Here is a 26,812-nt window from a genome sequence, read left to right as displayed (position 1 = left end):
GCGAGGCGCCCGTACGCCGCCCGCGCTTCCACCACAGGGGCATGGAGGCGGGCGGAGCGGGTATCCGGAGGCATCCACCGCCACGGGACCACAGACCGCGGCCGGGGCACTCGCCATGCGCGGGGCGCTGCCGTGAGGGAATCTTGTCCCCAGGATGCGCGGCGCGGCCGTACGAGGAGGTGGTCGGCGTGTCCGAGGGGCCGGGCCGGGGACCGGCACCGGCGGCCGACGGGGCGCCGGCCGCCCAGCCGGTGCTGTCGCTTGCGCTTGTGTCGATGATGCACGAGGTGCGCGCGCACTCCGGCGCGGTCTACCTGCTCAGACCCGACGAGCCGGTCCTGGAGATGGCGCTGATGGCGGGCATGCCCCGCGCCTTCGCGGCGCCCTGGCAGCGGGTCGGGCTGAGCGCGCCGATACCGGTCGCCGACGCGGCGCGCGAGCGGCGGTTGGTGTGGGTGGGCAGCGAGGAGGAGATGGCCGGCCGCTATCCGCGGATCGCCGTGGTGCTGCCGTACCCGTTCGCGCTGGCCGCGCTGCCCGTGGCGACGGAGCGCCGGTTGTACGGCGCGGTGTTCGTGACCTGGCCGGGTGCGCACGCGCCGGAGCTGTCCGACCGGGACCGGGACCGTCTGTGGGCGGCCTGCGACCGGCTGGCGCTGCGGCTGGAGCGGGCCGCGCGGGACGACCGGCCGCTCGGGGGCGAGGCCGATGTGGTGGCGGAGCCGGTGGCGGGCGTGGCCGACACGCTGGGCTCGGCGGAGGCGGCGCGGATGGTGTCCCGGCTGCCGTACGGGCTGGTGTCGCTGGATCTGCACGGCCGGATCGGGTTCGTCAACACGGCCGCCGCCGAGCTGCTCGGCAGACCGGCCGGCGAACTGCTCGGCACGCTGCCGTGGGTGTCGGTTCCCTGGCTGAACGACCCGATGTACGAGGACCGTTACCGGGCGGCGCTGCTCAGCCAGCAGGTGACGTCGTTCGTGGCGCTGCGTCCGCCGGGCGAGTGGCTGTCGTTCCGGATGTATCCGAGCACGACCGGGCTGAGTGTGCGGATCAGCCGGGCCCGGGCGGTGGCGGACATGGCGCGGGGTACGCCGCAGGAGGGCGCGTCCCCGTCCCGGCTGGTGACGATCTCCCAGGTGCTGAGTCTGGCGGGCGCGCTGACCGAGGCGGTCGGGGTGCAGGACGTGGTGCAGCTGGTCTGGGACGAGGTGGCTCCGGCGGTCGGCAGTCAGGCGATGATGATCCTCGGCTCGCAGGGCGGGCGGCTGCACGTGCTCGGGCATCGCGGGTACGGCGACCCGCACACGGTGGAGCGGTTCCACGGTGTGCCGCTGACCGAGCGGACCGCGGGCACCCAGGCGCTGAACAGCGGGGTGCCCGCGTTCTTCGACTCCCGAGAGCAGCTGGAGCGGCTGTATCCGCGCCGGAACGAGATCCCGGACGGCTTCGCGGCCTGGGCGTATCTGCCGCTGATCGCGTCCGGGCGGCCGGTGGGCACCTGTGTGCTGGCGTACGCCGAGCCGCATGTCTTCCCGGCCGACGAGCGGGCCGTACTGACATCGCTGGGCGGGCTGATCGCGCAGGCGCTGGAGCGGGCGTTGCTGTACGACGCCAAGCTCCGGCTCGCGCACGGGCTCCAGCAGGCCCTGCTGCCGCACTCCCTGGCACCGCCGCCCGGCATCGAGGCGGCCGCCCGCTATGTGCCGGCCACCCAGGGCATGGACATCGGCGGCGACTTCTACGACCTGGTGCCGACGCTGCCGCTGGCGGCGGCGGTGATCGGGGACGTGCAGGGGCACAACGTGACCGCGGCGGGCCTGATGGGGCAGATCCGCACCGGTGTCCGGGCGTACACCACGGTCGGTCAGGCGCCGCACGAGGTGATGAGCAGCACCAACCGGCTGCTGATCGATCTGGGTGCCGACCTGTTCGCCAGTTGTCTGTATCTACGGCTGGACCCGGCGCGTGGGCGGGCGGTCATGGCCCGGGCGGGGCATCCGCCGCCGCTGCTGAGACGGCCGGACGGGCGGGTGCGGGTGCTGGACCTGGCCGGCGGCCCGCTGCTCGGGATCGACGCGGCGGCGGTGTATCCGACGACCGAGGTGTCCCTCGCGCCCGGCTCCGTGCTCGTGCTGTACACCGACGGTCTGGTGGAGGCGCCCGGCATCGACATCGAGGACGCGCTGGCCGGCCTCGGCGGACTGCTGACGGAGATCGGCGACCAGCCGCTGGAGCAGCTGGCGGACGAGGTCGTCCGGCACAGCGCGGCGGCGCGGGAGCGGGTCGACGACGTGGCGGTGCTGCTGCTGCGGGCCCGCGAGGGCGCGTGAGAGGGGATGAGAAGGGTCCGGCCCTCCCGCCGGAGGGCCGGCCCACCCCGGCCGGCCGGAACCGCGGGTGAGGCCGGCCGGGGAGCTGGGTGACGTTCGGGTCAGCGACTGCCGGTCAGGGACGATCCGTCGTGGGCCGAGCCGGCGCCGGACTGGTCGCTTCCGCTGCCGGACTGGTCGCCGGAGCCCGCGCCGTTCCCCGATGGGGCAACGGTGCCGTTCCCGGACTGGTCACCGGCCGAGGCGGACGGGTCGGCGGATCCGGACTGGTCGCCGGCGCCGGACTGGTCACCGCCCGCGCCGGACTGGTCGCCCGCCGAGGCCGACGGGTCGGCGGAACCGGACTGGTCGCCCGCGCCGTTGCCGTTGTCGCCGGCGCCGCCGTTCCCGCCGTTGCCCGCGTTTCCTCCGTTGCCCGCATTCCCTCCGTTGCCCGCGTTGCCGCCGTTGCCGCCGTTGCCGAGGGTCGCGCCGGTCGCCTGCAGGGCGGCGGTGACCGGCTGGAAGAAGGTCTCGCCGCCGCTGGTGCAGTCGCCGCTGCCGCCGGAGGTGAGGCCGACGGCGCCGCCGTCCTGGGTGAACAGGGAGCCGCCGCTGTCGCCGGGCTCCGCGCAGACGTTGGTCTGGATGAGGCCGTTGACGGTGTCGACACCGCCGGGGTTCGTCTCGCTCTGGAAGTTCACGGTGGCGTCGAGCCCGGTGACCTGGCCGTCGTGCAGCCCGGTGGTGGATCCCATGCGGAACACGGTCTCGCCGACGGTCGCGTCGGCGGCCTGGGTGATCTGCACGGTCTGGCCGTTGCCGGTGTTGACCTCGCTGGGCGCCTGGGTGGTCGCGTCGTTGTACTTGACGAGCGAGAAGTCGTTGCCGGGGAACGTGGCCTGGTCGACGGTGGCGATCGGCTGGCCGTTCTGGGAGTCGGACCAGTCCTTGGCGGCGACTCCGCAGTGACCGGCCGTCAGGAAGGCGGGGCTGCCGTCGGAGGCGGTGACGTTGAAGCCGAGGGAGCAGCGCACGCCGCCCTGCTGGGTCTGGGAGAAGATGGCGTCGCCGCCCGAGACGAAGGTCTTGAAGGTGCCGGCGGACTTCTTCAGGGTGGCCATGCCGGAGCCGAGGCTCCGGACGGTCGACTGCAGTCTGTTCCACCGGGCACCGGTGACGGTGGAGTCGGCGGTGACCAGGATCTTGTTGGTGCGCGGGTCGACGGCCCAGGAGGTGCCCGGGATGGTCGCCCTGGTCTTCAGCGTTCCGGCGGCTGCCTTCAGGGCGCGGGTGCTGTTCTTCACCTGGCGGACGACCGCACCCGCCTGCTGTGCCTGGGCGATCGTGTTGCTGTCACCGCCGACCACGTCGACGACGAGCTGCTGCTTGCCGCTGTCGAAGTACGACCCCGCGAAGGCGTCACCGAGGGACTTCTGGAGCTGCGCGGCCAGGTTCGAGGCCTGAGTGGCCTTCAGCGTCTTCGCCGTGCCGGTGGTGCCCGACGCCTGGTCCTTGTCCTGCGACGCGTTGGCGTTCGGCAGCAGGAGGGCCGCCGCTCCGAGCGCCGCGACACCGCCCACCGCTATCGCGGCCTTGCGCTTGGGCATTCGCTTGTGACTCAAACTTCTCGACCTCCTGGGGACGGGGGCTCTGCCACTGACGGGCAGTTGATTGCGGGGCGCCTGGATGGCCGTACGTACGGACCGGCTGCGCGGTGTGTTCAATTCCGTTTCCCAACAGCCGTACCGGACGGGCGAATCGGCCATGGTCCGCGTGTCGTGGAAGGCCGCCGGGAACAATCCCCCGTATGACGATGACCCCCGCAGAAGCCGACAAGATCCTCTCCGCCAACTTCGCCCCCTGGGTGCTCGATCTCGGACTGACCGTCGAGACGCTGGGCGAGGACCGGGCCGTGCTGCGACTGCCCTGGTCGGAGCGGCTGGCCCGGGAGGGCGGCGGGCTGTCGGGGCAGGCGCTGATGGCCGCCGCGGACACCGCGACGGTGATCGCGGTGTCCGCCGCGCGGGGCGGCTTCGTGCCGATGACGACGGTTCAGCAGTCGACGTCGTTCCAGCGCGCGGTGACCGGTTCGGATGTCCGGATCGAAGCGATCCTGACGAAGCTGGGCCGCCGGATGGCGTTCGCGGACATCACGCTGAGCGATGCCGGTTCGGGGGCGCTCGCGGCCCGGGCGAGCACGGTGTACGCGATTCTGGGCTGACACGCTCCGCTACTGATCAGTAACGGTCCGTTCTGAGCACGATGTGGAATCCCTGCTTCAGGGAATCTACACATTGAATACTCAACCAAGTCACCGCCGACCGGGGATCTGCACATCCGCGCGCCCCCCGGCACACCTTTGGCGTGGAGTGCCGGTTTCGCCGTCCGGCGGGCAAGGGACCGGACGCGCCGATGCGGTGCCGCATGTGAAGGAGTCGCCGACACCGCGTGCACACGCCTGCACGGATGGCCCCTTTCCACCGTCAAATTCCCAGGTGAGAGCCCTGGTTGATTGGAAGCGCGCCCCGTGTGCGTGCTTTGATCCATCGCACCGCGGGGGTCGCGGCGGGCTCCCGGAGACGGGGGTCCGGCGCCCGCGGCCGCGGCCGTCCGTCTGTCCCCAGAGGGGGCCGCTCTCCCCCTTGTGAAATATCCATCAGGAAGGGAAGTTCCACCATGAACTCCACCCCCCAGGTTGAGACCGTCGAGATCTCGGACGCCGAGCTGGACAACGTCTCCGGCGGTCTCTCCGTGAACGCCCTCAACACCGTGACCGGTGCTGTGAACGGCGTCGCCCCGGTTTCCGGCGTTGCCGACACCGCCATCAGCACGGTCGAGGGTGTCACCGGTCTGAACGTCGCCCCGGTCACCAACCTGGTCGCCGGTCTCTGATCGCACCTCGTTGCATCGGAAGTCCCGGAGCCGTTCGTCGGCTCCGGGACTCTCGGATGCCCTGAAACACCAGCGTCTCTCCCACAGGTGAGGGAAGTCCCGTGCAGTTCCGCCAACAGGCCCTCGCCAAGCTCCAGTCGCCCGAAGAGCTGGACCTTCCAGTACGGCTGGCCCGCCCGCAGGGCTGGCTCGCCCTGGGTGTCACCGTCGTCGTCATGGCGGCGGCCTCCGTCTGGGCCGTGACCGGTTCGGTCGCCTCCACCGTCGGCGCACCGGCCGTCCTCACCCACGGGCAGGGCAGTTATCTGCTGCAGAGCCCGGTGTCCGGCCAGGTGACGGCCGTCCTCGCCAAGCAGGGCGAGCGGCTGCCCGCGAACGCGCCCGTCCTCAAGGTCCGTACCGGCCAGGGCGATTCCGTGGTCCGCACGGTCGCCGCGGGCCGCGTCACCGCGCTCGCCGCCACCATCGGCCAGATCATCCGGACCGGCACGAATGTCGCCGCGGTGGAGAAGGTCGCGCACGCCTCCGACCCGCTGTACGCGACCGTGTACGTCCCCGCCGAGAACGCCGCCGCAATCCCGGCGCACGCCGCAGTCGACCTCACCGTCTCCTCGGTGCCGACCCGGACGTACGGCGTGTTGCGCGGCCATGTGAAGGCCGTGGACCGCACCGCGCAGTCCGCCCAGTCGATCTCCGCGTTCCTCGGCGACAGCCAGCTCGGCGAGCAGTTCACCCGCAAGGGCCGCCCGGTGGCCGTCCTGGTCGCACTCGATGAGTCGACGGCCACCAAGAGCGGTTACCGCTGGTCCACCACCGACGGGCCGCCGTTCCGGCTGGACTCCATGACGCTCGCCTCCGGTTCGATCAAGCTGGCCGACCAGCATCCCGTCGATTGGCTCCTGCCGTGACCGTTTCGACCGAAGGCCCGCGGGCTGCCCGCAGCCGCAGACGCGCCGCCCCGGCCAAACGGCGGCCGGTCCCCAAGCCCCGTGGCGGCACGGTCCGTACTCCCACCGTGCTCCAGATGGAGGCCGTCGAGTGCGGCGCCGCCTCCCTCGCGATGGTCCTCGGCCACTACGGCCGGCACGTCCCGCTGGAGGAACTGCGCATCGCCTGCGGTGTCTCCCGCGACGGCTCGCGCGCCTCCAACCTGCTGAAGGCCGCCCGCGGTTACGGCCTCACGGCCAAGGGCATGCAGATGGACCTGGCCGCCCTCGCCGAGGTGCGGGCACCGGCCATCCTGTTCTGGGAGTTCAACCACTACGTCGTCTTCGACGGCATGGGCCGCCGCTTCGGCCGGCGCGGCGTGTACATCAACGACCCCGCCAAGGGCCGTCGGTTCGTGCCCATGGAGGAGTTCGACGGCAGCTTCACCGGTGTGGTGCTGGTCATGGAGCCGGGCGAGGGCTTCACCCGGGGCGGCCGCAGGCCCGGGGTGCTCGGCGCGATGCCGGCCCGGCTGCGCGGCACCGCCGGCACCCTGCCCGCCGCCGTCCTGGCCAGCCTGCTGCTGGTCGCGGTCGGCGCCGCCGTACCCGCACTCAGCCGCACCTACATCGACACGTTCCTCATCGGCGGCCAGACCTCCCTGCTGGGCGTGCTGTTCGCATCGATGGCGACCTGCGTCCTGCTCACCCTGGTGCTCACCTGGCTGCAGCAGGCCAATCTGCTGCACGGCCGGATCATCTCCTCGACCCTCTCCAGCGCCCGCTTCCTGCGTCATCTGCTGCGGCTGCCGGTGACGTTCTTCGCCCAGCGCTCCCCCGCCGACCTGGTGCAGCGGCTGCAGTCCAACGACCAGGTCGCCGAGACCCTGGCCCGCGACCTCGCGGCAGCGGGCGTCGACGCGATCGTCGTCGTGCTGTACGCGGTGCTGCTCTACACGTACGACCCGCAGCTGACGTTCGTCGGCATCGGCGTGGCCCTGCTGAACGTGGTCGCCATGCGGCTGGTCGTACGGCTGCGCGCGACCCGTACGGCGAAGCTGCGCGCGGACACGGCGCGGCTGACCAACACCTCGTACACCGGCCTGCAGCTGATCGAGACGATGAAGGCGACCGGCGGTGAGGACGGCTACTTCCGCAAGTGGGCGGGGCAGCACGCCGCCACGCTGGAGGAGCAGCAGCGGCTCGGTGTGCCGAGCGCCTGGCTGGGTGTGGTCGCTCCCACCCTCGCCACCTTCAACAGCGCGCTGATCCTGTGGATCGGCGGCCTGCGCGCGGTCGAGGGGCACATCTCGGTGGGTCTGCTGGTCGCCTTCCAGGCACTGGTGACCCGGTTCACCGCACCGCTGACCCGGCTCAACGGCGTGGCGGGCCGCATCCAGGACTTCGCGGCCGACGTGGCCCGGCTGAAGGACGTGGAGAACTTCCAGACCGACCCGCTCTACGCCCGCCCCGGCGGCGCCGACTCCACCCGCCGGCTGCACGGACATGTCGAGCTGGAGAACGTCACCTTCGGCTACAGCCCGCTGGACAAGCCGCTGCTGAGCGGCTTCGACCTGACCGTGGGACCGGGTCAGCAGGTGGCGCTGGTGGGCGGCTCGGGCAGCGGCAAGTCCACGGTGTCCCGGCTGATCTCGGGCCTGTACACCCCGTGGGACGGCGTGATCCGCATCGACGGCCGCCGCCTGGAGGACATTCCGCGCGGCGCGCTCGCCGCCTCCGTCTCCTTCGTCGACCAGGACGTGTTCCTCTTCGAGGGCTCGGTCCGCGACAACGTGGCGCTGTGGGACCCGTCGATCCCGGACGAGGCCGTGCTGGAGGCGCTGAAGGACGCGGCCCTGTACGACGTGGTGATGCGCCGGCCCGGCGGCATCCACAGCAAGGTCGAGCAGGACGGACACAATTTCTCCGGCGGTCAGCGCCAGCGCCTGGAGATCGCGCGGGCGCTGGTGCGCCGGCCCAGCATCCTGGTGCTGGACGAGGTGACCAGCGCGCTGGACGCGGAGACCGAGCTGGTCGTGATGGACAACCTGCGCCGGCGCGGCTGTGCCTGCGTGGTGATCGCGCACCGGCTGAGCACGGTCCGCGACAGCGACGAGATCGTCGTGCTCCAGCACGGCACGGTCGTCGAGCGCGGGCGGCACGAGGAGCTGGTGGCGCGCGGCGGTGCGTACGCCGCGCTGGTCAGGGAGCGATGAGATGACGACCGTTCAGGAGGGCTACGACGGCGACCTCGTCCTCGGTGCGCTGGGGTCCCTGGGCACCCGCATGGACTGCGCCGGTCTCAACCGCCTCGACCTCGAAGGCCCGCAGGTGCTGTGGCTGGTAGCGGCCGGCGCGCTCGACCTGTTCGCGGTGGACGCCGTCCAGCAGGGCCACTGGCACCACCTGGGCCGGCTGGAGGCGGGGGCACTGCTGCTCGGCCCGGTCGCCGGGCCCCAGCACACCCTGGTGGCCCGCCCGGTCCGCGACTGCGTGGTGCACCGGATCAGCCTGCGCGAGCTGTACCAGCCGGCCAACACCCAGACCTGGTCGTACGACGAGTACGGCAACCCCCAGTACGTGCCGCCCGCCACCAGCCCGCTGGAGTACGCGGTCGCGCTCGGCGTAGGCCGCGGTCTGTCCGTGCTCTTCCAGGCGCCGATGGCGGAGGAGCGGGCCCAGGCGCCCACCGACGACGACGTGTTCTGGATGCAGGTGCCGCCGGGCAGCGTCCAGTACGGCTCGCTGTACGGCGCGGAGGCCGCCGCCGACCTGCTGATGGACCCGGCGCTGTGGCAGTCCATGGTGGACCAGCAGTACCGGCTGCTGACCGCGCTGGACCGGTGGATCGAGCAGCTGGAACGCACCCACGAGACCCGTACGGCCGCCGGGATCAAGGCCGGTGAGGCGGTGCGCGCCGAGGCGGACCAGACGCTGCTGGCGTCCATCGGCAAGCGCTCGGCCCGCCGCACGACGGCCGCCGACGCCGACGCCGGGTACGCGGCCTGCAAGCTGGTCGCCGAGGCGGCCGGGATCAAGCTCGCGGAGCCCGCGCAGAGCGGCACCGAGAGCGAACGCCTCGACCCGGTCGAACGGGTGGCGCTCGCCTCCCGGGTGCGCACCCGGGCCGTACGGCTGCAAGGACGCTGGTGGCGGGAGAACGTCGGCCCGCTGGTCGGGCACCGGGCGCTGTCCGGGGCACCGGTCGCGCTGCTGTGGCGGCGCGGCGGGTATGTGGCCGTCCATCCGGGCACCGGCCGCGAGACGCCGGTCGAGAAGGCGAACGCGGAGGAGTTCGAGCCGCGCGCGGTGATGTTCTACCGGCCGCTGCCCGACAAGGGGCTCTCGCCGTTCGGCCTGCTGCGGTTCAGCCTTCAGGGCACCCGCGGGGACCTGCTCGGTCTGCTGCTCGCCGGGCTGGTGACGGTGGCGATCGGCGCGCTGGTGCCGATCGCGACGGGCAAGGTGCTCGGCGAGTACGTGCCGCGCGCCCAGGAGGGCCTGATCGTCCAGGTGTGCCTGGCCGTGATGGTGAGCGGCGTGGTGGCGGCGGCGTTCACGCTGCTGGAGAACCTGTCCATCCTGCGTCTGGAGGGCCGTATCGAGGCCGCGCTGCAGCCGGCCGTCTGGGACCGGCTGCTGCGCCTGCCCACCCGGTTCTTCACCCAGCGCTCCACCGGTGAACTCGCCAGTGCCGCCATGGGCATCAGCGCGATCCGCCGGCTGCTGGCGGGCGTCGGCCCGGTGGTCGCGCAGTCGGTGACCGTCGGCGCGATGAACCTGGGCCTGCTGTTCTGGTACAGCCCGTCGATGGCCCTGGCGGCGATCGGCATGCTCGTCGTCATCGCCGCCGTGTTCCTGGGGCTCGGGCTGTGGCAGGTGCGCTGGCAGCGGAAGCTGGTGGTGCTCGGCAACAAGCTGAACAACCAGGCCTTCCAGACCCTGCGGGGGCTGCCCAAGCTGCGGGTGGCGGCGGCCGAGAACTACGCCTACGCGGCCTGGGCCCGGGAGTTCGCGCACAGCCGTGAGCTGCAGCAGAAGGTCGGCCGGATCAAGAACCTCACCACGGTGCTCGGCGGGATCTATCTGCCGGTGTGCACGCTGCTGATGTTCATGCTGCTGGCGGGCCCGGCCAAGGGCGCGATGTCGGCGGCCGACTTCCTCACCTTCAACACCTCGGTGACGATGGTCCTGACCTCGGTCACCCAGCTGACCGGATCGTTCGTCTCGGCGGTGGCCGCGCTGCCGCTGTTCGAGGAGATCAAGCCGGTCTTCGAGGCGACCCCCGAGGTGCGCACGTCGAGCACCCGGCCGGGCCCGCTGTCCGGCGCGATCGAGGCACGCCGGCTCTCCTTCCGGTACGCCGACGACGGCCCGCTCGTCCTGGACGACGTGTCCTTCGCCGTCCGGCCGGGCGAGTTCGTGGCGGTCGTCGGACCCAGCGGCTGCGGCAAGTCCACGCTGCTGAGGCTGCTCATCGGCTTCGACAAGCCGGTCTCCGGCAGTGTCCTGTACGACGGCCAGGACCTCGCGGCGCTCGACCAGTCGGCGGTGCGCCGCCAGTGCGGGGTGGTGCTCCAGCACGCGCAGCCGTTCACCGGCTCCGTCCTGGACGTCATCTGCGGCACCGAGCCGTACACGCCGGAGGAGGCGATGGCGGCGGCGGAGCTGGCGGGTCTCGCGGAGGACATCAAGCGGATGCCGATGGGCCTGCACACCATCGTGGCCGCGGGCGGGGCGATCTCCGGCGGTCAGCGGCAGCGCCTGATGATCGCCCAGGCGCTGATCCGGCGACCGCGCATCCTGTTCTTCGACGAGGCCACCAGTGCCCTGGACAACGACACCCAGCGCATCGTCATCGACAGCACCCGCAAGCTGAACGCCACCCGGGTCGTCATCGCGCACCGGCTGTCGACGGTCCTGGACGCCGACCGGGTGATCGTGATGGAGGAGGGCAAGGTCGTCCAGCAGGGCACCCCGGCCGAGCTGCTCGCCGACACCACGGGCCGGCTGCACGAGCTGGTGCGCCGGCAGCTGGCCTAACCGGGCTCCTCGTCGGCATCCGGGTGGTCGTCGTGGTGCGGCATCCAGTGGTGCTCGCAGAACCAGCGGCCGAACAGGGCACCGCCGTAGATGACGAAGCCGACGCCGATGAGCCAGGACTCCACCACGAGCACGGTGCCGACGGCGCCGTAGCTGAGCGCGTTGGTGACGATGAGCGGGGTGAAGACGAGGTGGGAGAAGGCTCTCAGGCCGACCAGGCCGATGACCGTGGCCACGGCCCCCGGGAACAGCGAGCGCCAGTGGATCTGGCCGCCCAGCAGGAAACGCTGCCCCCACCAGAAGAACAGCACGCCGCTGACGGCGGACAGGGCGATCCGCTGGCCCCCGTGCAGCGAGTTCTTCGTCGCCACCTCCTGGTAGAGGTAGGCGGTGAGCACCACCAGCCAGGTCGCCTGTCGCCAGACCCGGTGCCAGGGACCGGGGGGCACGCCCCAGATCCGTTCGTAGGCGTTCTGCACGCTGCCGCCGAAGGACACGCCGAACACGGCCAGCAGGACACCGCCCAGGACGCTGGTCGTGCCGATGACCTTGCGCGGCGGGCTGATGACGTCGGTGATCACACGGGCGGACGGGCCGGACAGGCCCATGCCGTCGGTGAGCCACGAGGCGAAACCGCCCCGCACCAGGGGATCGGCGGCGGCGACCACGATGAGCAGCGGTGCCAGCGTCACCAGCGCCAGGGTGGCGAAGCCCATGGCCCGGTGCATCAGTTCCAGCTCGCGGCCGTGTTCGAGCAGGGCTCCGGCCCGGAGCCACTCCCAAGCGCGGTGCAGCCCGCGCCGCAACCGCCTCACGGCTCCTCCCGTGCTCGCCGCCCACACGCTGTCCTGTGCCGATTCATCCACCCCGGCGCGCTCCGGGCAACTCACGCCGGTGCCGTGTCGCGTGCCCGTGCTGTCGGTGACACGGCGGCGGAGTGGGCGGTTTGCGGGCGGTGCGCACCGGAGAATCGGAACCCGTGCGTACTCCTGCCGAGGTGCCCTGCCCGGAACCGGCCATGCCGGGCGTCCGGCGACGCCCGCTGATCCTGAGCGCGAGCATGGGAGCCGGTCACGACACCGTGGCCGCCGAACTGGCGCGGCGGGCCGCGGCGTGCGGACACGAGCCGCAGGTGGCCGACGTGCTGCGGCTGCTGCCGTACGGCCTGGGCGGCGGGCTGCGCCGCTCGTACCAGGCGTCGGTACGACACTTTCCCTGGGCGTACGCCGGTGTCTACGGCGCCTTCCTGCGCGGCGGCACGGGTCCGCGCCCGAGCGGAGTACCGCTGGCCCGGCTCGCCGGTGACCGGCTGACGGACCTCGTGCGGCGGCTGGACGCCGATGTGGTGGTGTCGGTCTTCCACCTGGCCGCGCAGCTCACCGGTCATCTCCGGGTCCGGGGCCGGCTGCGGGTGCCGAGCGCCGTCTTCCTCGTCGACTTCGCCGTGCACCGGCAGTGGCTGCACCCCGGCAACGACCAGTATCTGTGCCTCACGGACGGGGCGGCGGCCGAAGTGCGCCGGGCCGTGGGCAGGCCCGTCGTGACGACCGGTCCGGCGGTCGCACCGCAGTTTTGTGCACCGGCACCCGGTGCGGCCCGGTGGCGGGAGCGCTTCGCCGGGCAGGCGCCCGGCCGGCGGCCTGTCCTGCTGTCCGCCGGCGCCTGGGGCGCGGCGTCCCGGGCGGAGACCACCGCCCGGCTGCTGGCGGGGGCCGGATATCTGCCGGTGGTGCTGTGCGGGCGCAACGCCGGGCTGCGGGAGCGGGTGGCCCGGGTGCCCGGGGTGCTGGCCCTGGACTGGGTGGACGACATGCCCGGGCTGCTGTCGGCCGCGTACGCCCTGCTGGACAACGCGGCCGGCCAGACCGCCGTACAGGCCCTGGCCGCCGGGCTGCCGGTGATCGGGTACCGGCCGCTGCCCGGCCATGGGGTGGACGGGGTCCGCCGGATGGCCGACCTCGGCGTGTCGGAACTGGCCCCGGACGTGCCCGGTCTGCTGAGGGCCCTGGACAGGCTCACGGAAGGCAGCCCGGAGCGGGCGGAACGGGTGGCCCGGGGGCGGGCGCTGTTCCGGGGTGACCCGATGGCGCATGTGACGGCGCTGTGACGCGACGGCGCACATGTGACCGCGCTGTGACCCGACGGCGCTGTGACGCAGGAACACGGAACGCCGACGCCCGCACCACCGCGGCCCACCGCGCCGGTCAGCCGACGGGAGGCTGGGGGCTTGGGGCTCCGGAGCTCGGGGGCGAGGGCTCCGGGGCGCGGGCTCGGGGCCAGGGCTCGGCGCTCCGGGGCGCGGGCTCGGGGCCAGGGGCTAGGGGCTAGGGGCTAGGGCTAGGGGCTTGAGCCCCAGGCTGGGGGCCAGGGATCGGGGCTCCGGGACGCGGCTCGGGGCCAGGGCTCGGCGCTCCGGAGCTCGGGCTCGTGGCCAGGGGCCAGGGGCCAGGGGCTAGGGGCTTGAGCCCCAGGCTCGGGTCTAGGGATCGGGGCTCCGGGACGCGGCTCGGGGCCAGGGCTCGGCGCTCCGGAGCTCGGGCTCGTGGCCAGGGGCCAGGGGCCAGGGGCTAGGGGCTTGAGCCCCAGGCTCGGGTCTAGGGATCGGGGCTCCGGGACGCGGCTCGGGGCCAGGGCTCGGCGCTCCGGAGCTCGGGCTCGGGGACAGGGCCCAGGGGCTCCGGAGCTCGGGGCTAGGGATCGGGGCTCCGGGGCGCGGCTCGGGGCCAGGGCTCGGCGCTCCGGGGCGCGGGCCAGGGAGCTTGAGCCCGGGCTCGGGGCCCGGCTCGCGTTCGGCTCCTCAGCCTCTGCCCGGCCGGCGCCTCGGGCGGCCTCCGGCCTTTACCCGGCCACCGCCTCGGGCGACTCCCCGGCCCCTGCCCGGCCACCGCCTCGGGCGATTCGCCCGCGTCTGCCGGCCACACGTCGGGCGACCCCCCGGCCCCCCGACCCCGCATCAGCGCCCCCGCGTCCACCCAGCCACGCGGCAGGGGTTCTCAGTGAAGTGCCCCGTGGTCGCGCAGGGGGCCGATCGAAAGGCCGGCCTCACGGCAGTCCGTCACCAGGGCGGGCAGCGCGCCGAGGGCCGAGCGCCAGCAACCGGGGGCCGCGAAGCGGTCGGAGTCGTGCAGCAGGACGGTGCCACCACCGCGCAGATCCGCCGCGACCAGGTCCCGTACGGACGCCGGGGTGGCGTCGGCCGTCCAGTCCTTGCCCCACGCCGACCACAGCACCGGCCTCAGCCCGGCCCGGCGTGCGGCCAGCCAGCGTCCGGAGGTGAGGATCCCGTAGGGCGGCCGGTACCACTGCGGCAGGTGGCCGCAGACGTCGTGCACCGCGCGGACGGTCCGGGCGATCTGCGCGGCGTCCCGGGCGGGGGCGGGCTGCCAGGGGCGGTCGTGCGTCCAGCCGTGCACCGCCAGTTCGTGTCCGCGCCGGGCGGTCTCCCGGGCCAGCGCGGGATGGCGCACCACGTTCTCGCCGAGCACGAAGAAGGTCGCCCGCACGCCGAGCTCGTCCAGCGCGTCCAGGAAACGTGGCGTAGAGGCGGGGTCCGGGCCGTCGTCGAAGGTCAGCGCGACGTGCCGGCGGCGGCCGGTGCCGCAGAGCCCGGGGAACAGCAGCAGCCGTACGCCCGGGAGCCAGGTGGCCGCCGGTCCGATGTGTGCGGCCGCGACCCCGACCGGGAGCAGCAGGGCCGCCTTCCGCCATGGGCGGCCGGACATCAGGGACATCGCTGAACTGCCCTCCTGGTGGTGGGGCCCCGCTCTCTCACGGCGGCGCCCTAACGGTGTGCTCGGTTCGAGTGACGTGTCCTGCGGTCCCGGCGGTCCCGCACGTGCGTGTCCCACTCCTGTCCCTCGGCCGACGCGTGGCCGAGCCCGAGGCTGCCCGCACCGATCAGCCCGACACCGATGACTTCCGGAATCACGCGCAGTCCGAGATGGATCACCTCGTCGAACAGCACCCAGCCGAGGATGACGCTGGTGATCGCGTCGCCGAGGGTGAGGGCAGGCTGGGAGGCCGTCAGGGAACCGGCGCCGAACGCGCTCTGCAGCAGCAGGAAGGCGACGATCCCGACGGCGCCGGTGGCGTACAGCGACCAGTGGCCGAACATCGCGTCCGGCCCCTGGCCGAGCCGCCCCACGGCCTCCTTGAGCAGTGCGGCGGTGGTCGCGAAGGACACGGCCGAGGCGAGGCCGAGCAGCGCGGCCCGGGCGGCACCCTTCGTCGGACGGGCGGCCGCCACCAGCAGCACCACGGCACCGAGCGCTCCACAGCCGCCCACCAGCCAGGACCGGGGCGATGCCGTGGGCAGCCCGGCGGACGGCGACGCGGCCACGAGGAAGAGGGCCAGCCCGACGGCGAGGGCGGCGAACGCCAGCCAGGTCCGGCGGTCCGGCGCACGCCGGAAGACGACACTGCCCACGACCAGGGTGAACAGCAGCTCGGCGGCGAGCAGCGGCTGGACGAGGGACAGGCTGCCGGTGGCCAGCGCCCCGCCCTGCAGCACGCTGGACAGCGCCAGCAGCCCGGTGCCCGCCAGCCAGTTGGGGCGCTGCAGCAGATGGGTGAGCCGGCGCAGGGCGGCCCGCGCTCCGGTGCCCTCGTCGGATTCCTGCACGGCGGCCCGGCGCTGCAGCACCGAGGCGGAGGCGTTGGAGAGCGCCGCGAGCAGGGCGAGCAGCACGGTCACGGCGGTCATGGCGGTTCATCCGAAGCGCGCGGCGAGCCGCCGGTAGAGCCCGGGCGCGAGGCCGCGCACCCGGGCGGGGAAGCCCAGCCAGCCGGGGACGTACACCTCGTCCTTGCCGTGCAGCACGGCACTCCAGACGGCGTCCGCCACCCGTTCGGGTGACACAGGGCGGGGCCAGGCCCTCGTGTAGGGGGCGCCCCGCCGCTCGAAGAAGGGGGTGTCGACCACGCCGGGGATCACAAGGGTGACGCCCACCCCGGTACGGCGCAGCTCGTAGCGCAGGGAGTCGGCGAAGGCGGCCAGGGCGGCCTTCGCGGCGGAGTACACGGCCTCGCCGCGCACGCCGAAGCTGCCCGCGACGGATCCGATGAGCACGATGCGCCCCGAGCCGGCCGCGACCATGTGGGGCAGCAGAGCGCGCACGAGGTGCAGCGTGGCCAGCAGGTCGACGCCGACGACCTCGTCGATGCGGGCGTGGGGCATTCCGGTGAAGTCGCCGGCCCAGCCCACGCCGGCGCCGGCCACCAGCAGGTCGAGGCGTCCCGCGTGGTCCAGGACGAGATCGGTGAGCAGACGGCCGGCGCCCGGCCCGGTGAGGTCCGCCGGCAGGGCCAGGGCGCCGACCTGGGCGGCCACCTGCTCCAGGCGTGCGGTGTCGCGTCCGTTCAGCACCAGCCGCCAGCCGCCCTCGGCGGCGAGCCGGCGGGCGACGACGGCGCCGATGCCCGAGGAGGCGCCCGTCACCAGGGCGGCGCGGTGCCGGCCGGCCTGGTCCCGGGATCCTGGGGCGGGACCCGGCTCGGGGACGGAGGTCGCGACCGGCCCGGTGCGGTCCGACGGTCCTGCGGGGGGCGGGGCATGGGACATGGTGACGACCTCACTGCGACGTGTGTGCACGGGCTCGCGAGTTCCGGGGCCGAACCCTCGCGGTGTATCCAGGGCGCCACACACTGAAACACCGCGCACGGCGGAACCCCGCCGAACGCCTGCGTCGGCCGGAACCGAGGTGCCGAAATCGCCGGATGGTGCGGGCGGGGTACCGCCTGGCTGCGCACGACTCCTCTTCGTCCTGGGCGGCGCGGCCGTGCTGGGGCCGGGGTGGCTGACCGGTGGCTGATGGGCCGGTCAGGGGTGGCCGCCGCTGGAACCGGGGCTGGTGCGCCGGTCCGGTGACGCCTGCGAGCGGTAGGGCCGGCGGTGCCGGCCCGGTGTACCCGGCGCATTCCCTGGCGGGACGCTTGAGACGGCACGGGCGGGTAACCCGTGGTGGATCAAGACGTCGGCGAGGACGGGAGGAGGCGCCATGTCCGGCGGGAACGGTGGCAACGAGCACGAGGACCGGCCCGAGTCGGCGCTGGAGGAGGTGCTCCGGGAGGTCGAGGAGGCCGAGAAGCGCGACGAGGCCGAGGCTTCGGGTGCGGCCGGGGACGCCATCACTCCGAACACCGCGGCGCAGGAGCAGGCGGAAGGAGAGTGAGACGGCCGGACCGGCGGCTCACCGAAACGTTCCGGAGGGACACCGGGCGCTCAGAGGAAGACGGCTCTGAGGAAGCACGGCGGCTCCGAGGGAGCACCGACGGCTCCGGAGGGACCACCGATGCCTCATTGATGCCTTTCGGAGGCGGGGGTACCCGAACCTCATGAGCAGCCATCCCCGAGGCCCCCAGTTGCCCCCGCCCCGAGGCCCTCTGTCCGCCGCGATCACCGCGTACCTGCGCGGTGCGGGCTCCCTCCCCCGCCCCGAGGAGACGAAGGCGGCGGATCCCTACGGCGACGACCTGCAGCTCGCGCTGTACCTGTGCTACGAGCTGCACTACCGGGGTTTCGCCGGTGTCGGCCCGGAGTTCGAATGGGACCCGGACCTGCTTCGCGTCCGCGCCGCGCTGGAGCGGCGCTTCCTGTCCGCGCTGCGCGCCGACACGCCGTGCCATGACAGCCTCGACGACGCGCTCGCCGCGCTCCTCGTCGAACCGGCCGAGGGGACCGGGGTGACCCATTTCCTCCAAGCCGACGGCGAGTTGTGGCACCTGCGCGAGTACGCCGCCCAGCGCTCCCTGTACCACCTGAAGGAGGCCGACCCGCACGCCTGGGTGCTGCCCCGGTTGTGGGGGCGGGCCAAGGCGGCGATGGCGGCGGTGGAGTACGACGAGTTCGGCGGCGGCCGGGCCGACCGGGTGCACGCGCGCCTGTTCGCCGCGCTGATGACGGACCTGGGCCTGGACACCGCCTACGGCCGCTATCTGGACGCGGCCCGCGCCGAGATGCTGGCCGTCGTCAACCTGATGTCCCTGTTCGGCCTGCACCGGGAGCTGCGCGCCGCGCTGGTGGGTCATTTCGCCGAAGTGGAGATCACCTCTTCGCCGGGCTCCCGCCGGCTCGCCGAGGCGATGCGCCGCACCGGCGCCGGAGCCGCTGCGGAGTTCTTCTACGACGAGCACGTCGAGGCGGACGCGGTGCACGAACAGGTCGTACGCCATGACGTGATCGGCGGACTGCTCGCCGAGGAGCCGGAGCTGGCGCCGGACGTCGCCTTCGGGATCGACGCCACCGAGTATCTGGAGGACCGTCTGGCCCGTCGGCTGCTCGCCGACTGGCGCGCCGGGCGCTCCTCCCTGCGAACGCCCCTGAAGCCGGAAATGGCCCATACATCCTGAATGCCGGGGTACTCGCGCGATGTGATCACTTTGGCGCTACCGGGCGTGTACGCCCCCCAGGACGACACGGAGTTGCTGGTCGAGGCCCTCCGCGAGGAGGCTGTGCCGCCCGGTGCCCGCGTGCTCGACGTCGGGACCGGCAGCGGGGCGCTGGCCCTGGCGGCGGCCCGGCAGGGCGCCGAGGTCACGGCAGTGGACGTGTCCCGGCTGGCGGTGCTGACGGCACGGGTGAATGCGTGGCTGGCCCGGCTGCCGGTACGGATCCGGCGCGGCAACCTCTTCGCACCGGTCCGGGGCCGTACGTACGACCTGATCCTCGCGAACCCGCCCTACGTTCCGGCACCCGATGCCGGCCGGGGCCCGCGCGGCAGGTCCCGGGCCTGGGACGCGGGCCAGGACGGACGGCTGCTGCTGGACCGCATCTGCCGGGACGCACCCGCGCTGCTGCGCCCCGGAGGCGTGCTGCTGACCGTGCACTCCTCGCTGAGCGATCCCTATCGCACGCTGGAACTGCTGCGCGCCGCGGGTCTGAAGGCCGCGGTGATCCGGCGCCGCTGGATCGCCTTCGGGCCGGTGCTGCGCTCCCGGGAGGAGTGGCTGCGCGGGCGTGGCCTCATCTCCCCGGACGAACACAGGGAGGAGCTGGTGGTCGTCCGTGCCGAACGAACGCGCTGACCGGGCCCGTCGGATCACGGTGCAGCGGCGGGGGCCGCTGCTGGTGGAGGGACCGGTCGAGATCGAATTGGAGGACGGCACGACGGTGTCTTCGGACCGTTTCCGTGTCGCTCTGTGTACCTGCCGGCGCAGTCGCCGCTACCCCTGGTGCGACACGAGTCACCGGCGCAAGGTCAAGGACAGCGACTGAAACCGCTTGTTTTTCGCCGCTCCCCGGGAAAGGCCCCCCACGGGCCTGCCCGGGGAGCGGCTGTGTGCCCGGAATCCGGCGGGCGGCCCCACTCCGCCCGTCGGTTCCGGTGCGAGATCGCAGGTACCCCGCTCCAGGGGCCGCACTCCCCAGTTGCGGACCTGATCCGGCGTGTGCGGGGACACGTGCGATCCCGGTCTCTAGAAGGCGAAGACGCCGTCGCCGATGGCGTCACGCTCACAGCTGTTGCCGAAGGTGCGCTCGTACGAGACGCGTTTGCCCTGCCAGACGCCCTGGACGGTGACGACGACCGGGTTGTACAGCTTGTTGCACCACACCTCGCCGGCCTTCAGGGCGTTGAAGTCGCCGCCGGTGCCGCGCAGTGCTGCGCAGGCCTGGGCTGCGGCCGGGTGGGTGCCGGAGGCCGTGGGGGCGCACGTCAGAGTGACGGCGCGCTCCGGAGTGGCCGTGGCCGCGTCGTTGCCGTGGCCGGTGGTGAGCACCAGCGCCGAGGGGGCGTAGAGCGACGACGGGGCGGCGCCCGGTGCAGCGACGGCGGCCCCGGTCAGGGGTCCGCAAACGGCGGCGGCCGTGAGGCCGAGGGCCGCTGCCCAGCGCGCGGTGTTCCGCATTGTGTGCATCCTTCCGCTCGAACAGACGAGTCGCCGGCCCGGACCCGGTCGGGCGCCGGGGCGGCGAGCGCCACTCTGCCGAGTCCGCCGTGGAAACTCACATCGAACGCATGGGTTTCGGTAACCTTTCGTGTTGAAGTAGTGGCGTGAAGTCACGGAATCCGCACACCGTGACCCAGGAACTGAGCGGGTCCGGGGCTTCCGGGCCTTCCGGATGGCTGAAAATCAGCGCTTCGTTAATCGTCCTGAAACATTCCGACTCCGTCCGCGCCGGACCCCTTCGTGACGCCTTGTGTTCATGAAATGATCACCATGATCGGTGGCCCCGCCGGACCGGGCGACGACGCCCCGCAGGGCGGGCGGGAGTGTGACGGCAGGGCCTAGGCGTGCCGTCCCAGCGTTGCCGGCCGCGCCATTGGGCCCCCCGTACCCGCGACCGACAGGGAGCCGGGGCTCGCCGAGGTCGTGTCGGGTGTCCAGCGCTGGCCTGCGGAGCGGTCGCGGACCTTGACGACGAGGTCGGCGCCGGCGTTCTGGCCGGAGCTCGCGAGGGCGAGGGTCCGGTCCCAGTGGGGCAGCAACTCGCCCTGCTCGGTGCGGTCGTAGCGCACGTCGTCGCCCCGCGGGGAACCGGCGTCGGCGCAGGTGCCGAGGATCACCACACCGGCGTCGGCGTGCGAGTCCAGACACAGTCCCGAGTCGGCCGCGCTGCGCAGCAACCCGTCGGCGTCGTACGTCCACTGCTGGGTGAGGGCCGAGGAGCAGACGGCGAGGGCGGTGCTCGCCCCGGCCTTCGGTGTGCCCTTGATGTCCAGGCACAGCCCGGCGGCGGCGTTGCGCAGCCGGGTGGGACGGCCGGCGGTGGGCAGTTGCGCGGGGCCGGTGGCGGAGGACGGCGGGGACTGGCCCGTGGCGGTGCCGGGGACGGCGCTGGTCGAGGCGACCGGATCGGTGCCGTCGCCGCCGTCCGGCCACGCGCTGATCGCGAGGACGGTCGCCAGCAGCCCGGCCGAGGCGACGCCGACCCCGGTGAGCAGCGTCCTGGAGGACCAGGCGGTGCCGGGGATCCGGGCGAGCGGACCGGGCTCGCCGCCGCGCCGCCGGCCGCGCGGGGCGGGGTCAAGGGCCCCGGGTTCGCCGTCGCCGCGCCGCCGGGCGCCGGTCAGGGCGGCGCGGGCGAGCAGGCCCGGCTTGCCGCCGCGCCGGCGTCCGCCGGAGCGCCGGGAGCCACCACGGCCCCGGGAAGGGCCCGGACGGCGGCCGGGGCGGGATTCGAGGTAGCGGCGGGCGCCCCAGCCGAGCACGGCCTCGGCGAGCAGGACGCCCAGGGCTGCGTCTGCATGGCCCAGCTGCTCGGCGGCGTGCCGGCAGTAGGGGCAGGCGGACAGGTGCTCCTGGACGTCGGGCAGCAACGCGCCGGCACCGCCGCGGCGGATCGGAACGTCGAGCAGGCGGTTGTAGTAACGGCATTCCTTGCCGGGCGCGAGTTCCCGATGGGCCCGCACCAGGCCCTCCCGGAATTTCTCCCGCGCCTGCTCCAGTGCGACCGCCGCGCTCTCGATGTCCATGCCGAGCAGGGCCGCGGGAACGGTTATCGGCTCGGCCTCGACCTCGATGTGCCACAACAGCGCCTGCTCCGGCCGGGGAAGGGCGTGGAAGGAGCGTTCCGACAGCGCGCGGTTCTCCGGTATCAGGGTCTTCGCGGCGCGCATCCCACGGCCCCCGGCGGGTTTTCCCAGTCCGGGCAGTACGGCGGTGATCCGGTCGGTGCCGGACCAGTTGACGACCGTGTCCCGGACCGTCACCAGCAGCCGGGGGCGCAGCGCTTCGGCTCCTTCGCCGAGCGCGAGCCGGCCGAGGACCTGGTGGAAGGCGGTGGCGGTGACCATGTGGGCGAGCGGCCCGGACAGCGCCAGGCAGACGACCGCGTAATCGTGGGCCGGCTGCCAGTGCCGGGCCATCAGCAGGGCGGCGGAGCGGGAGCCCTCCGCGTCGGAGCCGGCCCGCAGCGGACCGGCGAGCAACTCGTCGGACTCCCCGGAGTCGTCGCCGGGCGGCGGATAGGGCGGACGAGGGGGGTGGGGGGTGAGCACTGAGCGTGTTCCTTATGGTGCGTGCTGCGTCGATGCGTACCTCTGCGGCGCGCGGAGAGGGGAATGGGCCGGAGTTCGGCCGGTGAAGTTCCGCTTCTGCCGGAGGAACCCCGGACTCTACCCCCCGCACGGGCGTTTCAACCCTCGCACAACTTCCACACGAGCAACAGAGCACCCGCACAACATCGGAAGTTTTGAAAGAGAGTCAAACAGCGGGCAGGGGCTCTGGTTTCGTGACCGGCTTTCGAGAAGTCATACGCCCCGTGTGAAGCGTGCGCACGAACCGGCCGGCCGCGCACGCTTCCGGAGGGTGCGGGCCGGTAGTGGACTGGGAGGCCTCCTGGGAAAGGCCCCGCGCGGGTGAGGGAGGTGCGCCCGCGCGAAACCGGCCGCCGGCCCCGTTCCTCCCGCCCTCGGCCGGCGGTCTCGCTCACCCTGCCCCGGCCGGCGGCCCCGGCGGCTTCCCCCGCCGGCCGGGACGGGCTGGGCCCCGCCACCGGAGTCCCGCCGTCCGCCGGCAGGGCGGAGCCCAAGTCGGTTGCAGGGCCTCCTCAGATCTGCCAGGAGCGCAGCCGGTCGGCCGCGCCGTACACGTCCGCCTTGCCCGACATCAGATCGCGGGCGAGGTCGACGAGTGCGCCGTACGGCGGGTCGATGCCGACGCCGCTGACGAACATGTAGGCCACGGCGGTCGCACAGGCGAAGCGGGCGTTGGCCGCGGGCAGGGGCTTGAGCACGGCGAGGGTGTGCAGCAGGGCGGCGGCCCGCCAGGCGGGGTCGGAGTCCACGCCGAGCCGGGGCGGATCCACGCGGTGCCGGGCGACAGCGGCGACCAGCGCGGAGAAGTCGTCGACCGCGGGCTGGTCGGGCAGGACCTCCTCGTGGCGCTGAAGCAGCCAGGGGACGTCGATATGGATGACGGAAGGCATGCGTCAGGCGGCCTCGTCCTTCGCAACGGGTTCGTCGTCGGGGAAGGCCGCCGCGAACTCCTCGGCGTGCGCGGCGAAGAACTGCCGGAAGGCCTCGGCGCCTTCCTGCAGGGCCCGGTGGCGCGCTATGTCGGCGGCTGCGGCCTCGCGCACGAGGGCCTTCATCGACGTACCGCGCTCCTTGGCGATCTGCCGCAGGTCCTCGAGTTCCCGTTCGCTGAACTCCACGTTGAGAGCTGGCATGTCCCTCACGGTACCGCGCGGGTACTCACCCGTAAATATCGGCAGGTCAAGTGCCCTTTTCCGCGGTACCCGAGGGGTGCGAAAGCCAAGTCCGATTCCCGCCGGTCAGCGAGCGTGGGGCGCAGCAGACTCGGCAGCACGGAAAGAGACCCCGGCAGGACACGAGGAGCACTCCGATGAGCACACGCACCCTGCACACCGTCCACCCGAGCCCGCTGGGCGACCTGCTGCTGACCGGCTCGGTGTCGCCGTCCGGCCTGACGCTCGGCTCCCTCAGTGTGCCGGGGCAGCGCGGCGCACCCACCGTCCGCGCGGAGGACCGCGACGACGGCCCGTTCGCCGAGGCGCACAGGCAGCTGGACGCCTACTTCGCGGGCCGTCGGACCCGGTTCGAGCTGCCGCTCGCTGCCACCGGCACCCCGTTCCAGCGGGCGGTGTGGCAGGCCCTCGACGACATCCCCTACGGCACGACGACCACCTACGGCGCGCTGGCGGCCCGCCTGGGCGTGCCGCGCGCCGGACTCCGCGCGCTGGGCCGGGCGCTTGGCGCCAATCCCCTGCTTCTGGTGCGCCCCTGCCACCGGGTGATCGGCGCGGACGGCACCATGCGCGGGTACGCGGGCGGAGTCGAGGGCAAGCGGTGGCTGCTCACGCACGAGGGTGCGCTGCAGCCGGCCCTGCCACGAGGCGCCCATCGGGAGGCGCTCGCTTCAACTCCCTGACGCCGAGGGTCGTGGACGTCGTCGAACTCGACCGATATCCGCCGGCCGGTGGAGGCCGGCGGCAGGGTGGAGGACAGCCGGCGGAGCGGCGGCGCGTGCGCAGGCGCCGGTCGGGTCGGTGATGCCGCCCGGGTTGACCAGGGCGAAGCGCCGGCCGTCCCGCAGCGGCATGGTGTGGCGGCCGCCGCGATGCTCAGCAGCGCTCCGGCCCGGCTCAGAAATGCTCACAACTGATCGTGAACAAACAGAGGTCGGGCACCCACGGCCGCCCGGGGTCGCAGATCGGCCGGATCTCCCCCTTGACCGTGTTCGACCGACCGGGCCGGGCCGGCGGAGGCCGTGGTTCACAGGAGTCCCCGAAGCACTACGCTGGAACGCGAGAGGTGCCACCTGTTCACTGTGAGTGTGCGCTTGGGAGCGGCGACGATGAGCCGGGTCTATCCGTTCGACGACGCGGCGACGGCCCGGGCTGTCATCGACGACGAGGGAAAGCTGGTCGAGTGGAACGAGGGCGCCAGGCGCCTGCTCGGCCACCCGGCGGACGCCGTCCTGGGCCGTCCCGCCGCCCGGCTGCTCGCCGGGGAGTACCCGTCGGCCCTGCCCACGGGCGCCCGCTGGGAGGGAACCGTCGGATTGCGCCACCGGGACGGCCGTACCGTGCCGGTCTGGCTGCTCGTGCACCGCCGGCCGCCGCACGACGGACACGGCGGCGACTGGCTCGTCGTCACCCCGCTGCCTCCCGAAGAACCGCCCGCCGAGGACGACCCGCTCGCCGCGGCGGACCTCATCCAGTCGCCGTGCGCGGTCGCCGTGTACGACGCGGAGCTGCGGCTGCGCCGGATGAACGAGGCGATGGCCGAGGTCATCGGGCTGCCGGAGGAGCGCCTGCGCGGGCTGCGGCTCGTGGAGATCGGCGGCCGGCCGCAGAGCGACGACCTGGAGCAGGGCATGCTCCAGGTGCTGACCACGGGCCGGCCGCTGGATGTGCAGACCTTCGTGCACACCGGCGGCGAGGACCGCGCGCATGCCTGGCTCGCCCGGATGGCGCCGGTCAGGGACGCGCAGGGCCGGGTGCGCGGGGTGTGCCTGGCCGCGCACGACATCACCGACAGCCACCGCGCCCGGCAGCGGCTGCAGCTGGTGAACGAGGCGAGCGTGCGCATCGGCAGCACGCTGGACGTCACCCGCACCGCGCAGGAGCTGGCGGACGTGTGCGTGCCCGTGCTCGCCGACTTCGTCACCATCGACCTGCTGGACCCGCAGGACTACGGCGGCGAGCCCCCGGCCCGCCTCTCGGCGCCGGTCACCCTGCGCCGGGCCGCCCACCGGTCGGTCCTGGACGGCGTGCCGGAGGCGGTGATGGAGCCCGGGCAGACGGAGGAGTACCCGGCCGGCTCCGCCCAGGCGGACTCGCTGACCGCGGGCCACACGATCACCGCGTCCGGGACCGTCGGCGACCTGCTGCCATGGCTTACCTGGCACAGCGCGCGCAGCGAGCGGGTGCGCAGATTCGGCATGCACTCCTCGATGTCGGTGCCCATCCAGGCCCGTGGGCTCACCCTCGGCGTGGCGGTCCTCACGCGGCACCGGCGCCCGGACCCGTTCACCGCGGACGACCGGCTGCTCGCCGAGGAGATCACCACCCGGGCCGCCGTCTGCATCGACAACGCCCGCCGCTACTCCCGCGAACGCGAGACGGCGCTCGCGCTCCAGCGCAGCCTGCTGCCGCGCACCCTGCCGCGCACGGCCGCGCTGAAGGCCTCCTCCCGCTATCTGCCGGCCGCGCGGGCCGGAGTGGGCGGCGACTGGTTCGATGTGATCCCGCTGTCCGGGATGCGGGTCGCGATGGTCGTCGGGGACGTCGTCGGACACGGCGTGGAGGCTTCGGCCACCATGGGCCGGCTGCGGACCGCCGTGCGCACCCTCGCCGACATCGATCTGGCCCCGGACGAGCTGCTCACCCACCTGGACGACCTGGTGATCCGGCTGTCGGAGGAGTCCGGCGGCGACGGCAGCCCCGGCGAGGTCGGCGCGACCTGCCTGTACGCCGTCTACGACCCGGTGTCGCGGCGCTGCACCCTGGCGCGCGCCGGGCACCCGCCGCCCGTGCTGCTGCGGCCGGGCGGCCGGCCGCATCTGCTGGACCTGCCCGCCGGTCCCCCGCTGGGCCTGGGCGGGCTGCCCTTCGAGTCCGCCGAGTTGGCACTGCCCGAGGGCACCGTCCTCGCGCTGTACACCGACGGTCTGGTGATGTCCCGGGGGCGGGACGGGGACGCCGGCCGCGAGCTGCTGTACGAGGCGCTGGCCGGGCACACCGGCTCCCTCGACGTGACCTGTGACCGTGTGCTGCACGCCCTGCTGCCGCCGGGTGGCGTCCCCGACGACGTGGCGCTGCTGCTCGCCCGCACCCAGGGCCTGCCGGCCTCGCAGGTGGCGACCTGGGACATCCCGGCCGACCCGGCACTGGTCGCTCCGATCCGCAAGCAGGTCGTGGAGCAGCTGGACACCTGGGGGCTGAGCGAGGCGGCCTTCACGGCGGAACTGGTGGTCAGCGAGCTGGTCACCAACGCCATCCGGTACGGCTCGCACCCCATCCGGCTGCGGCTGATCCACGATGCGACCACGCTGATCGTCGAGGTGTCCGACACCAGCCACACCGCTCCGCACCTGCGCCGGGCCAAGACCTTCGACGAGGGCGGCCGTGGCCTGCTGCTGGTCGCCCAGCTCACCCAGCGCTGGGGCAGCCGGCACACCCCGGAGGGAAAGACGATCTGGGCGGAACTGCCCCTCTTCGAGGAGGACGAGTAG

The 26,812-nt window shown here is 73.3% G+C and carries 22 protein-coding genes; 13 read left to right on the top strand and 9 right to left on the bottom strand.

Going from position 1 to position 26,812, the window contains the following annotated elements; genetic code table 11:
- The first annotated feature begins 179 nt into the window (after nucleotides 1–179).
- Nucleotides 180–2,330, top strand: a complete 2,151-nt coding sequence (locus tag ACIGXP_RS34510) for a SpoIIE family protein phosphatase (protein ID WP_399775257.1) — start codon at nucleotides 180–182, stop codon at nucleotides 2,328–2,330.
- Nucleotides 2,331–2,431: 101 nt separating this feature from the next.
- On the opposite strand, the gene ACIGXP_RS34505 is transcribed toward ACIGXP_RS34510, so the two are convergent.
- Complete coding sequence (locus ACIGXP_RS34505; protein ID WP_399775254.1) at nucleotides 2,432–3,919, bottom strand: S1 family peptidase; 1,488 nt, start codon at nucleotides 3,917–3,919, stop codon at nucleotides 2,432–2,434.
- Nucleotides 3,920–4,119: 200 nt separating this feature from the next.
- On the opposite strand from ACIGXP_RS34505, the gene ACIGXP_RS34500 reads away from it, so the two are divergent.
- From ACIGXP_RS34500 to ACIGXP_RS34480, 5 genes are all read left to right on the top strand, one after another.
- Complete coding sequence (locus ACIGXP_RS34500) at nucleotides 4,120–4,533, top strand: PaaI family thioesterase (RefSeq protein WP_363218845.1); 414 nt, start codon at nucleotides 4,120–4,122, stop codon at nucleotides 4,531–4,533.
- Between the two features lie 455 nt (nucleotides 4,534–4,988).
- The gene (locus tag ACIGXP_RS34495; protein WP_363218846.1) at nucleotides 4,989–5,204 is read left to right on the top strand and encodes a type A2 lantipeptide; all 216 of its coding nucleotides are present in this window, start codon (nucleotides 4,989–4,991) and stop codon (nucleotides 5,202–5,204) included.
- A 101-nt stretch (nucleotides 5,205–5,305) separates the two neighbouring features.
- Entirely contained in the window at nucleotides 5,306–6,112 is an 807-nt protein-coding gene (locus ACIGXP_RS34490; RefSeq protein WP_363218847.1) for an HlyD family efflux transporter periplasmic adaptor subunit, read from the top strand.
- Nucleotides 6,109–8,346 (top strand): NHLP family bacteriocin export ABC transporter peptidase/permease/ATPase subunit, encoded by a 2,238-nt coding sequence (locus ACIGXP_RS34485; protein WP_363218848.1) that lies wholly within the window; start codon nucleotides 6,109–6,111, stop codon nucleotides 8,344–8,346. Before ACIGXP_RS34490 ends, ACIGXP_RS34485 begins: the two co-directional genes overlap by 4 nt.
- Nucleotide 8,347: 1 nt before the next feature.
- Nucleotides 8,348–11,173, top strand: a complete 2,826-nt coding sequence (locus tag ACIGXP_RS34480; protein WP_399775156.1) for an NHLP bacteriocin export ABC transporter permease/ATPase subunit — start codon at nucleotides 8,348–8,350, stop codon at nucleotides 11,171–11,173.
- On the opposite strand, the gene ACIGXP_RS34475 is transcribed toward ACIGXP_RS34480, so the two are convergent.
- Nucleotides 11,170–11,988 carry a ribonuclease BN gene (locus ACIGXP_RS34475; protein ID WP_363218850.1) on the bottom strand — a complete coding sequence of 273 codons (819 nt, stop codon included), beginning with the start codon at nucleotides 11,986–11,988 and terminating at the stop codon, nucleotides 11,170–11,172. The two genes, ACIGXP_RS34480 and ACIGXP_RS34475, sit on opposite strands and share 4 nt — an antisense overlap.
- A 203-nt stretch (nucleotides 11,989–12,191) precedes the next feature.
- On the opposite strand from ACIGXP_RS34475, the gene ACIGXP_RS34470 reads away from it, so the two are divergent.
- Nucleotides 12,192–13,280 (top strand): galactosyldiacylglycerol synthase, encoded by a 1,089-nt coding sequence (locus tag ACIGXP_RS34470; RefSeq protein ID WP_399775251.1) that lies wholly within the window; start codon nucleotides 12,192–12,194, stop codon nucleotides 13,278–13,280.
- Nucleotides 13,281–14,166: 886 nt separating this feature from the next.
- On the opposite strand, the gene ACIGXP_RS34465 is transcribed toward ACIGXP_RS34470, so the two are convergent.
- Genes ACIGXP_RS34465 through ACIGXP_RS34455 form a run of 3 tightly spaced genes read right to left on the bottom strand, consistent with a single transcriptional unit; the run spans nucleotide 14,167 to nucleotide 16,733 of the window.
- On the bottom strand, nucleotides 14,167–14,904 hold the full coding sequence (locus tag ACIGXP_RS34465) for a polysaccharide deacetylase family protein (protein WP_399775154.1): 738 nt from the start codon (nucleotides 14,902–14,904) through the stop codon (nucleotides 14,167–14,169).
- A gap of 50 nt (nucleotides 14,905–14,954) precedes the next feature.
- The gene (locus ACIGXP_RS34460; protein ID WP_363218852.1) at nucleotides 14,955–15,875 is read right to left on the bottom strand and encodes a DMT family transporter; all 921 of its coding nucleotides are present in this window, start codon (nucleotides 15,873–15,875) and stop codon (nucleotides 14,955–14,957) included.
- A 6-nt stretch (nucleotides 15,876–15,881) separates the two neighbouring features.
- The gene (locus tag ACIGXP_RS34455; RefSeq protein WP_399775151.1) at nucleotides 15,882–16,733 is read right to left on the bottom strand and encodes an SDR family NAD(P)-dependent oxidoreductase; all 852 of its coding nucleotides are present in this window, start codon (nucleotides 16,731–16,733) and stop codon (nucleotides 15,882–15,884) included.
- A 436-nt stretch (nucleotides 16,734–17,169) separates the two neighbouring features.
- Between ACIGXP_RS34455 and ACIGXP_RS34450 the strand changes: the two genes are divergently transcribed.
- The 4 genes from ACIGXP_RS34450 to ACIGXP_RS34435 all read left to right on the top strand — a co-directional run bounded on the left by ACIGXP_RS34450 (nucleotide 17,170) and on the right by ACIGXP_RS34435 (nucleotide 19,385).
- The gene (locus tag ACIGXP_RS34450) at nucleotides 17,170–17,343 is read left to right on the top strand and encodes a hypothetical protein (RefSeq protein WP_399775149.1); all 174 of its coding nucleotides are present in this window, start codon (nucleotides 17,170–17,172) and stop codon (nucleotides 17,341–17,343) included.
- A 163-nt stretch (nucleotides 17,344–17,506) separates the two neighbouring features.
- The gene (locus ACIGXP_RS34445) at nucleotides 17,507–18,520 is read left to right on the top strand and encodes an iron-containing redox enzyme family protein (protein ID WP_399775147.1); all 1,014 of its coding nucleotides are present in this window, start codon (nucleotides 17,507–17,509) and stop codon (nucleotides 18,518–18,520) included.
- 45 nt (nucleotides 18,521–18,565) lie between these two features.
- The gene (locus ACIGXP_RS34440) at nucleotides 18,566–19,195 is read left to right on the top strand and encodes a HemK2/MTQ2 family protein methyltransferase (RefSeq protein ID WP_399775145.1); all 630 of its coding nucleotides are present in this window, start codon (nucleotides 18,566–18,568) and stop codon (nucleotides 19,193–19,195) included.
- Entirely contained in the window at nucleotides 19,176–19,385 is a 210-nt protein-coding gene (locus tag ACIGXP_RS34435; RefSeq protein ID WP_399775143.1) for a CDGSH iron-sulfur domain-containing protein, read from the top strand. The genes ACIGXP_RS34440 and ACIGXP_RS34435 overlap by 20 nt, the downstream gene beginning before the upstream one ends.
- A gap of 200 nt (nucleotides 19,386–19,585) precedes the next feature.
- Here the strand turns inward: ACIGXP_RS34435 and ACIGXP_RS34430 are convergent, their stop codons facing one another.
- From ACIGXP_RS34430 to ACIGXP_RS34415, 4 genes are all read right to left on the bottom strand, one after another.
- The gene (locus ACIGXP_RS34430) at nucleotides 19,586–20,017 is read right to left on the bottom strand and encodes a subtilase-type protease inhibitor (RefSeq protein ID WP_399775140.1); all 432 of its coding nucleotides are present in this window, start codon (nucleotides 20,015–20,017) and stop codon (nucleotides 19,586–19,588) included.
- 380 nt (nucleotides 20,018–20,397) lie between these two features.
- A complete protein-coding gene (locus tag ACIGXP_RS34425; RefSeq protein ID WP_399775137.1) occupies nucleotides 20,398–22,110 on the bottom strand; it encodes a ricin-type beta-trefoil lectin domain protein in 1,713 nt (570 codons plus the stop codon).
- A 551-nt stretch (nucleotides 22,111–22,661) separates the two neighbouring features.
- On the bottom strand, nucleotides 22,662–23,039 hold the full coding sequence (locus ACIGXP_RS34420; protein WP_351241009.1) for a toxin Doc: 378 nt from the start codon (nucleotides 23,037–23,039) through the stop codon (nucleotides 22,662–22,664).
- A gap of 3 nt (nucleotides 23,040–23,042) precedes the next feature.
- Nucleotides 23,043–23,282: a hypothetical protein gene (locus ACIGXP_RS34415; protein ID WP_363220462.1), complete on the bottom strand. Its 240-nt coding sequence runs from the start codon at nucleotides 23,280–23,282 to the stop codon at nucleotides 23,043–23,045.
- Between the two features lie 176 nt (nucleotides 23,283–23,458).
- On the opposite strand from ACIGXP_RS34415, the gene ACIGXP_RS34410 reads away from it, so the two are divergent.
- Together ACIGXP_RS34410 and ACIGXP_RS34405 are read left to right on the top strand one after the other, a co-directional pair.
- Entirely contained in the window at nucleotides 23,459–24,004 is a 546-nt protein-coding gene (locus ACIGXP_RS34410; protein ID WP_399775133.1) for a methylated-DNA--[protein]-cysteine S-methyltransferase, read from the top strand.
- Nucleotides 24,005–24,430: 426 nt separating this feature from the next.
- Nucleotides 24,431–26,812, top strand: coding sequence for a SpoIIE family protein phosphatase (locus ACIGXP_RS34405; protein ID WP_399775130.1), 2,382 nt, complete (start codon nucleotides 24,431–24,433; stop codon nucleotides 26,810–26,812).

The organism is Streptomyces sp. NPDC053069 (assembly GCF_044546895.1).
Lineage (GTDB): Bacteria > Actinomycetota > Actinomycetes > Streptomycetales > Streptomycetaceae > Streptomyces.
Note: the sequence above shows the minus strand (reverse complement) of the source record. Positions and strands in the feature narration are given on the sequence as shown.

What these genes read in the sequence shown, in the direction of transcription:
- ACIGXP_RS34505 (WP_399775254.1), bottom strand. Translation starts at nt 3,919, where the DNA reads ATGCCCAAGCGCAAGGCCGCGATAGCGGTGGGCGGTGTCGCGGCGCTC.
- ACIGXP_RS34500 (WP_363218845.1), top strand. Translation starts at nt 4,120, where the DNA reads ATGACGATGACCCCCGCAGAAGCCGACAAGATCCTCTCCGCCAACTTC.
- ACIGXP_RS34495 (WP_363218846.1), top strand. Translation starts at nt 4,989, where the DNA reads ATGAACTCCACCCCCCAGGTTGAGACCGTCGAGATCTCGGACGCCGAG.
- ACIGXP_RS34480 (WP_399775156.1), top strand. Translation starts at nt 8,348, where the DNA reads ATGACGACCGTTCAGGAGGGCTACGACGGCGACCTCGTCCTCGGTGCG.
- ACIGXP_RS34470 (WP_399775251.1), top strand. Translation starts at nt 12,192, where the DNA reads ATGCCGGGCGTCCGGCGACGCCCGCTGATCCTGAGCGCGAGCATGGGA.
- ACIGXP_RS34465 (WP_399775154.1), bottom strand. Translation starts at nt 14,904, where the DNA reads ATGTCCCTGATGTCCGGCCGCCCATGGCGGAAGGCGGCCCTGCTGCTC.
- ACIGXP_RS34460 (WP_363218852.1), bottom strand. Translation starts at nt 15,875, where the DNA reads ATGACCGCCGTGACCGTGCTGCTCGCCCTGCTCGCGGCGCTCTCCAAC.
- ACIGXP_RS34455 (WP_399775151.1), bottom strand. Translation starts at nt 16,733, where the DNA reads ATGTCCCATGCCCCGCCCCCCGCAGGACCGTCGGACCGCACCGGGCCG.
- ACIGXP_RS34450 (WP_399775149.1), top strand. Translation starts at nt 17,170, where the DNA reads ATGTCCGGCGGGAACGGTGGCAACGAGCACGAGGACCGGCCCGAGTCG.
- ACIGXP_RS34445 (WP_399775147.1), top strand. Translation starts at nt 17,507, where the DNA reads ATGAGCAGCCATCCCCGAGGCCCCCAGTTGCCCCCGCCCCGAGGCCCT.
- ACIGXP_RS34430 (WP_399775140.1), bottom strand. Translation starts at nt 20,017, where the DNA reads ATGCGGAACACCGCGCGCTGGGCAGCGGCCCTCGGCCTCACGGCCGCC.
- ACIGXP_RS34420 (WP_351241009.1), bottom strand. Translation starts at nt 23,039, where the DNA reads ATGCCTTCCGTCATCCATATCGACGTCCCCTGGCTGCTTCAGCGCCAC.
- ACIGXP_RS34415 (WP_363220462.1), bottom strand. Translation starts at nt 23,282, where the DNA reads ATGCCAGCTCTCAACGTGGAGTTCAGCGAACGGGAACTCGAGGACCTG.
- ACIGXP_RS34410 (WP_399775133.1), top strand. Translation starts at nt 23,459, where the DNA reads ATGAGCACACGCACCCTGCACACCGTCCACCCGAGCCCGCTGGGCGAC.
- ACIGXP_RS34405 (WP_399775130.1), top strand. Translation starts at nt 24,431, where the DNA reads ATGAGCCGGGTCTATCCGTTCGACGACGCGGCGACGGCCCGGGCTGTC.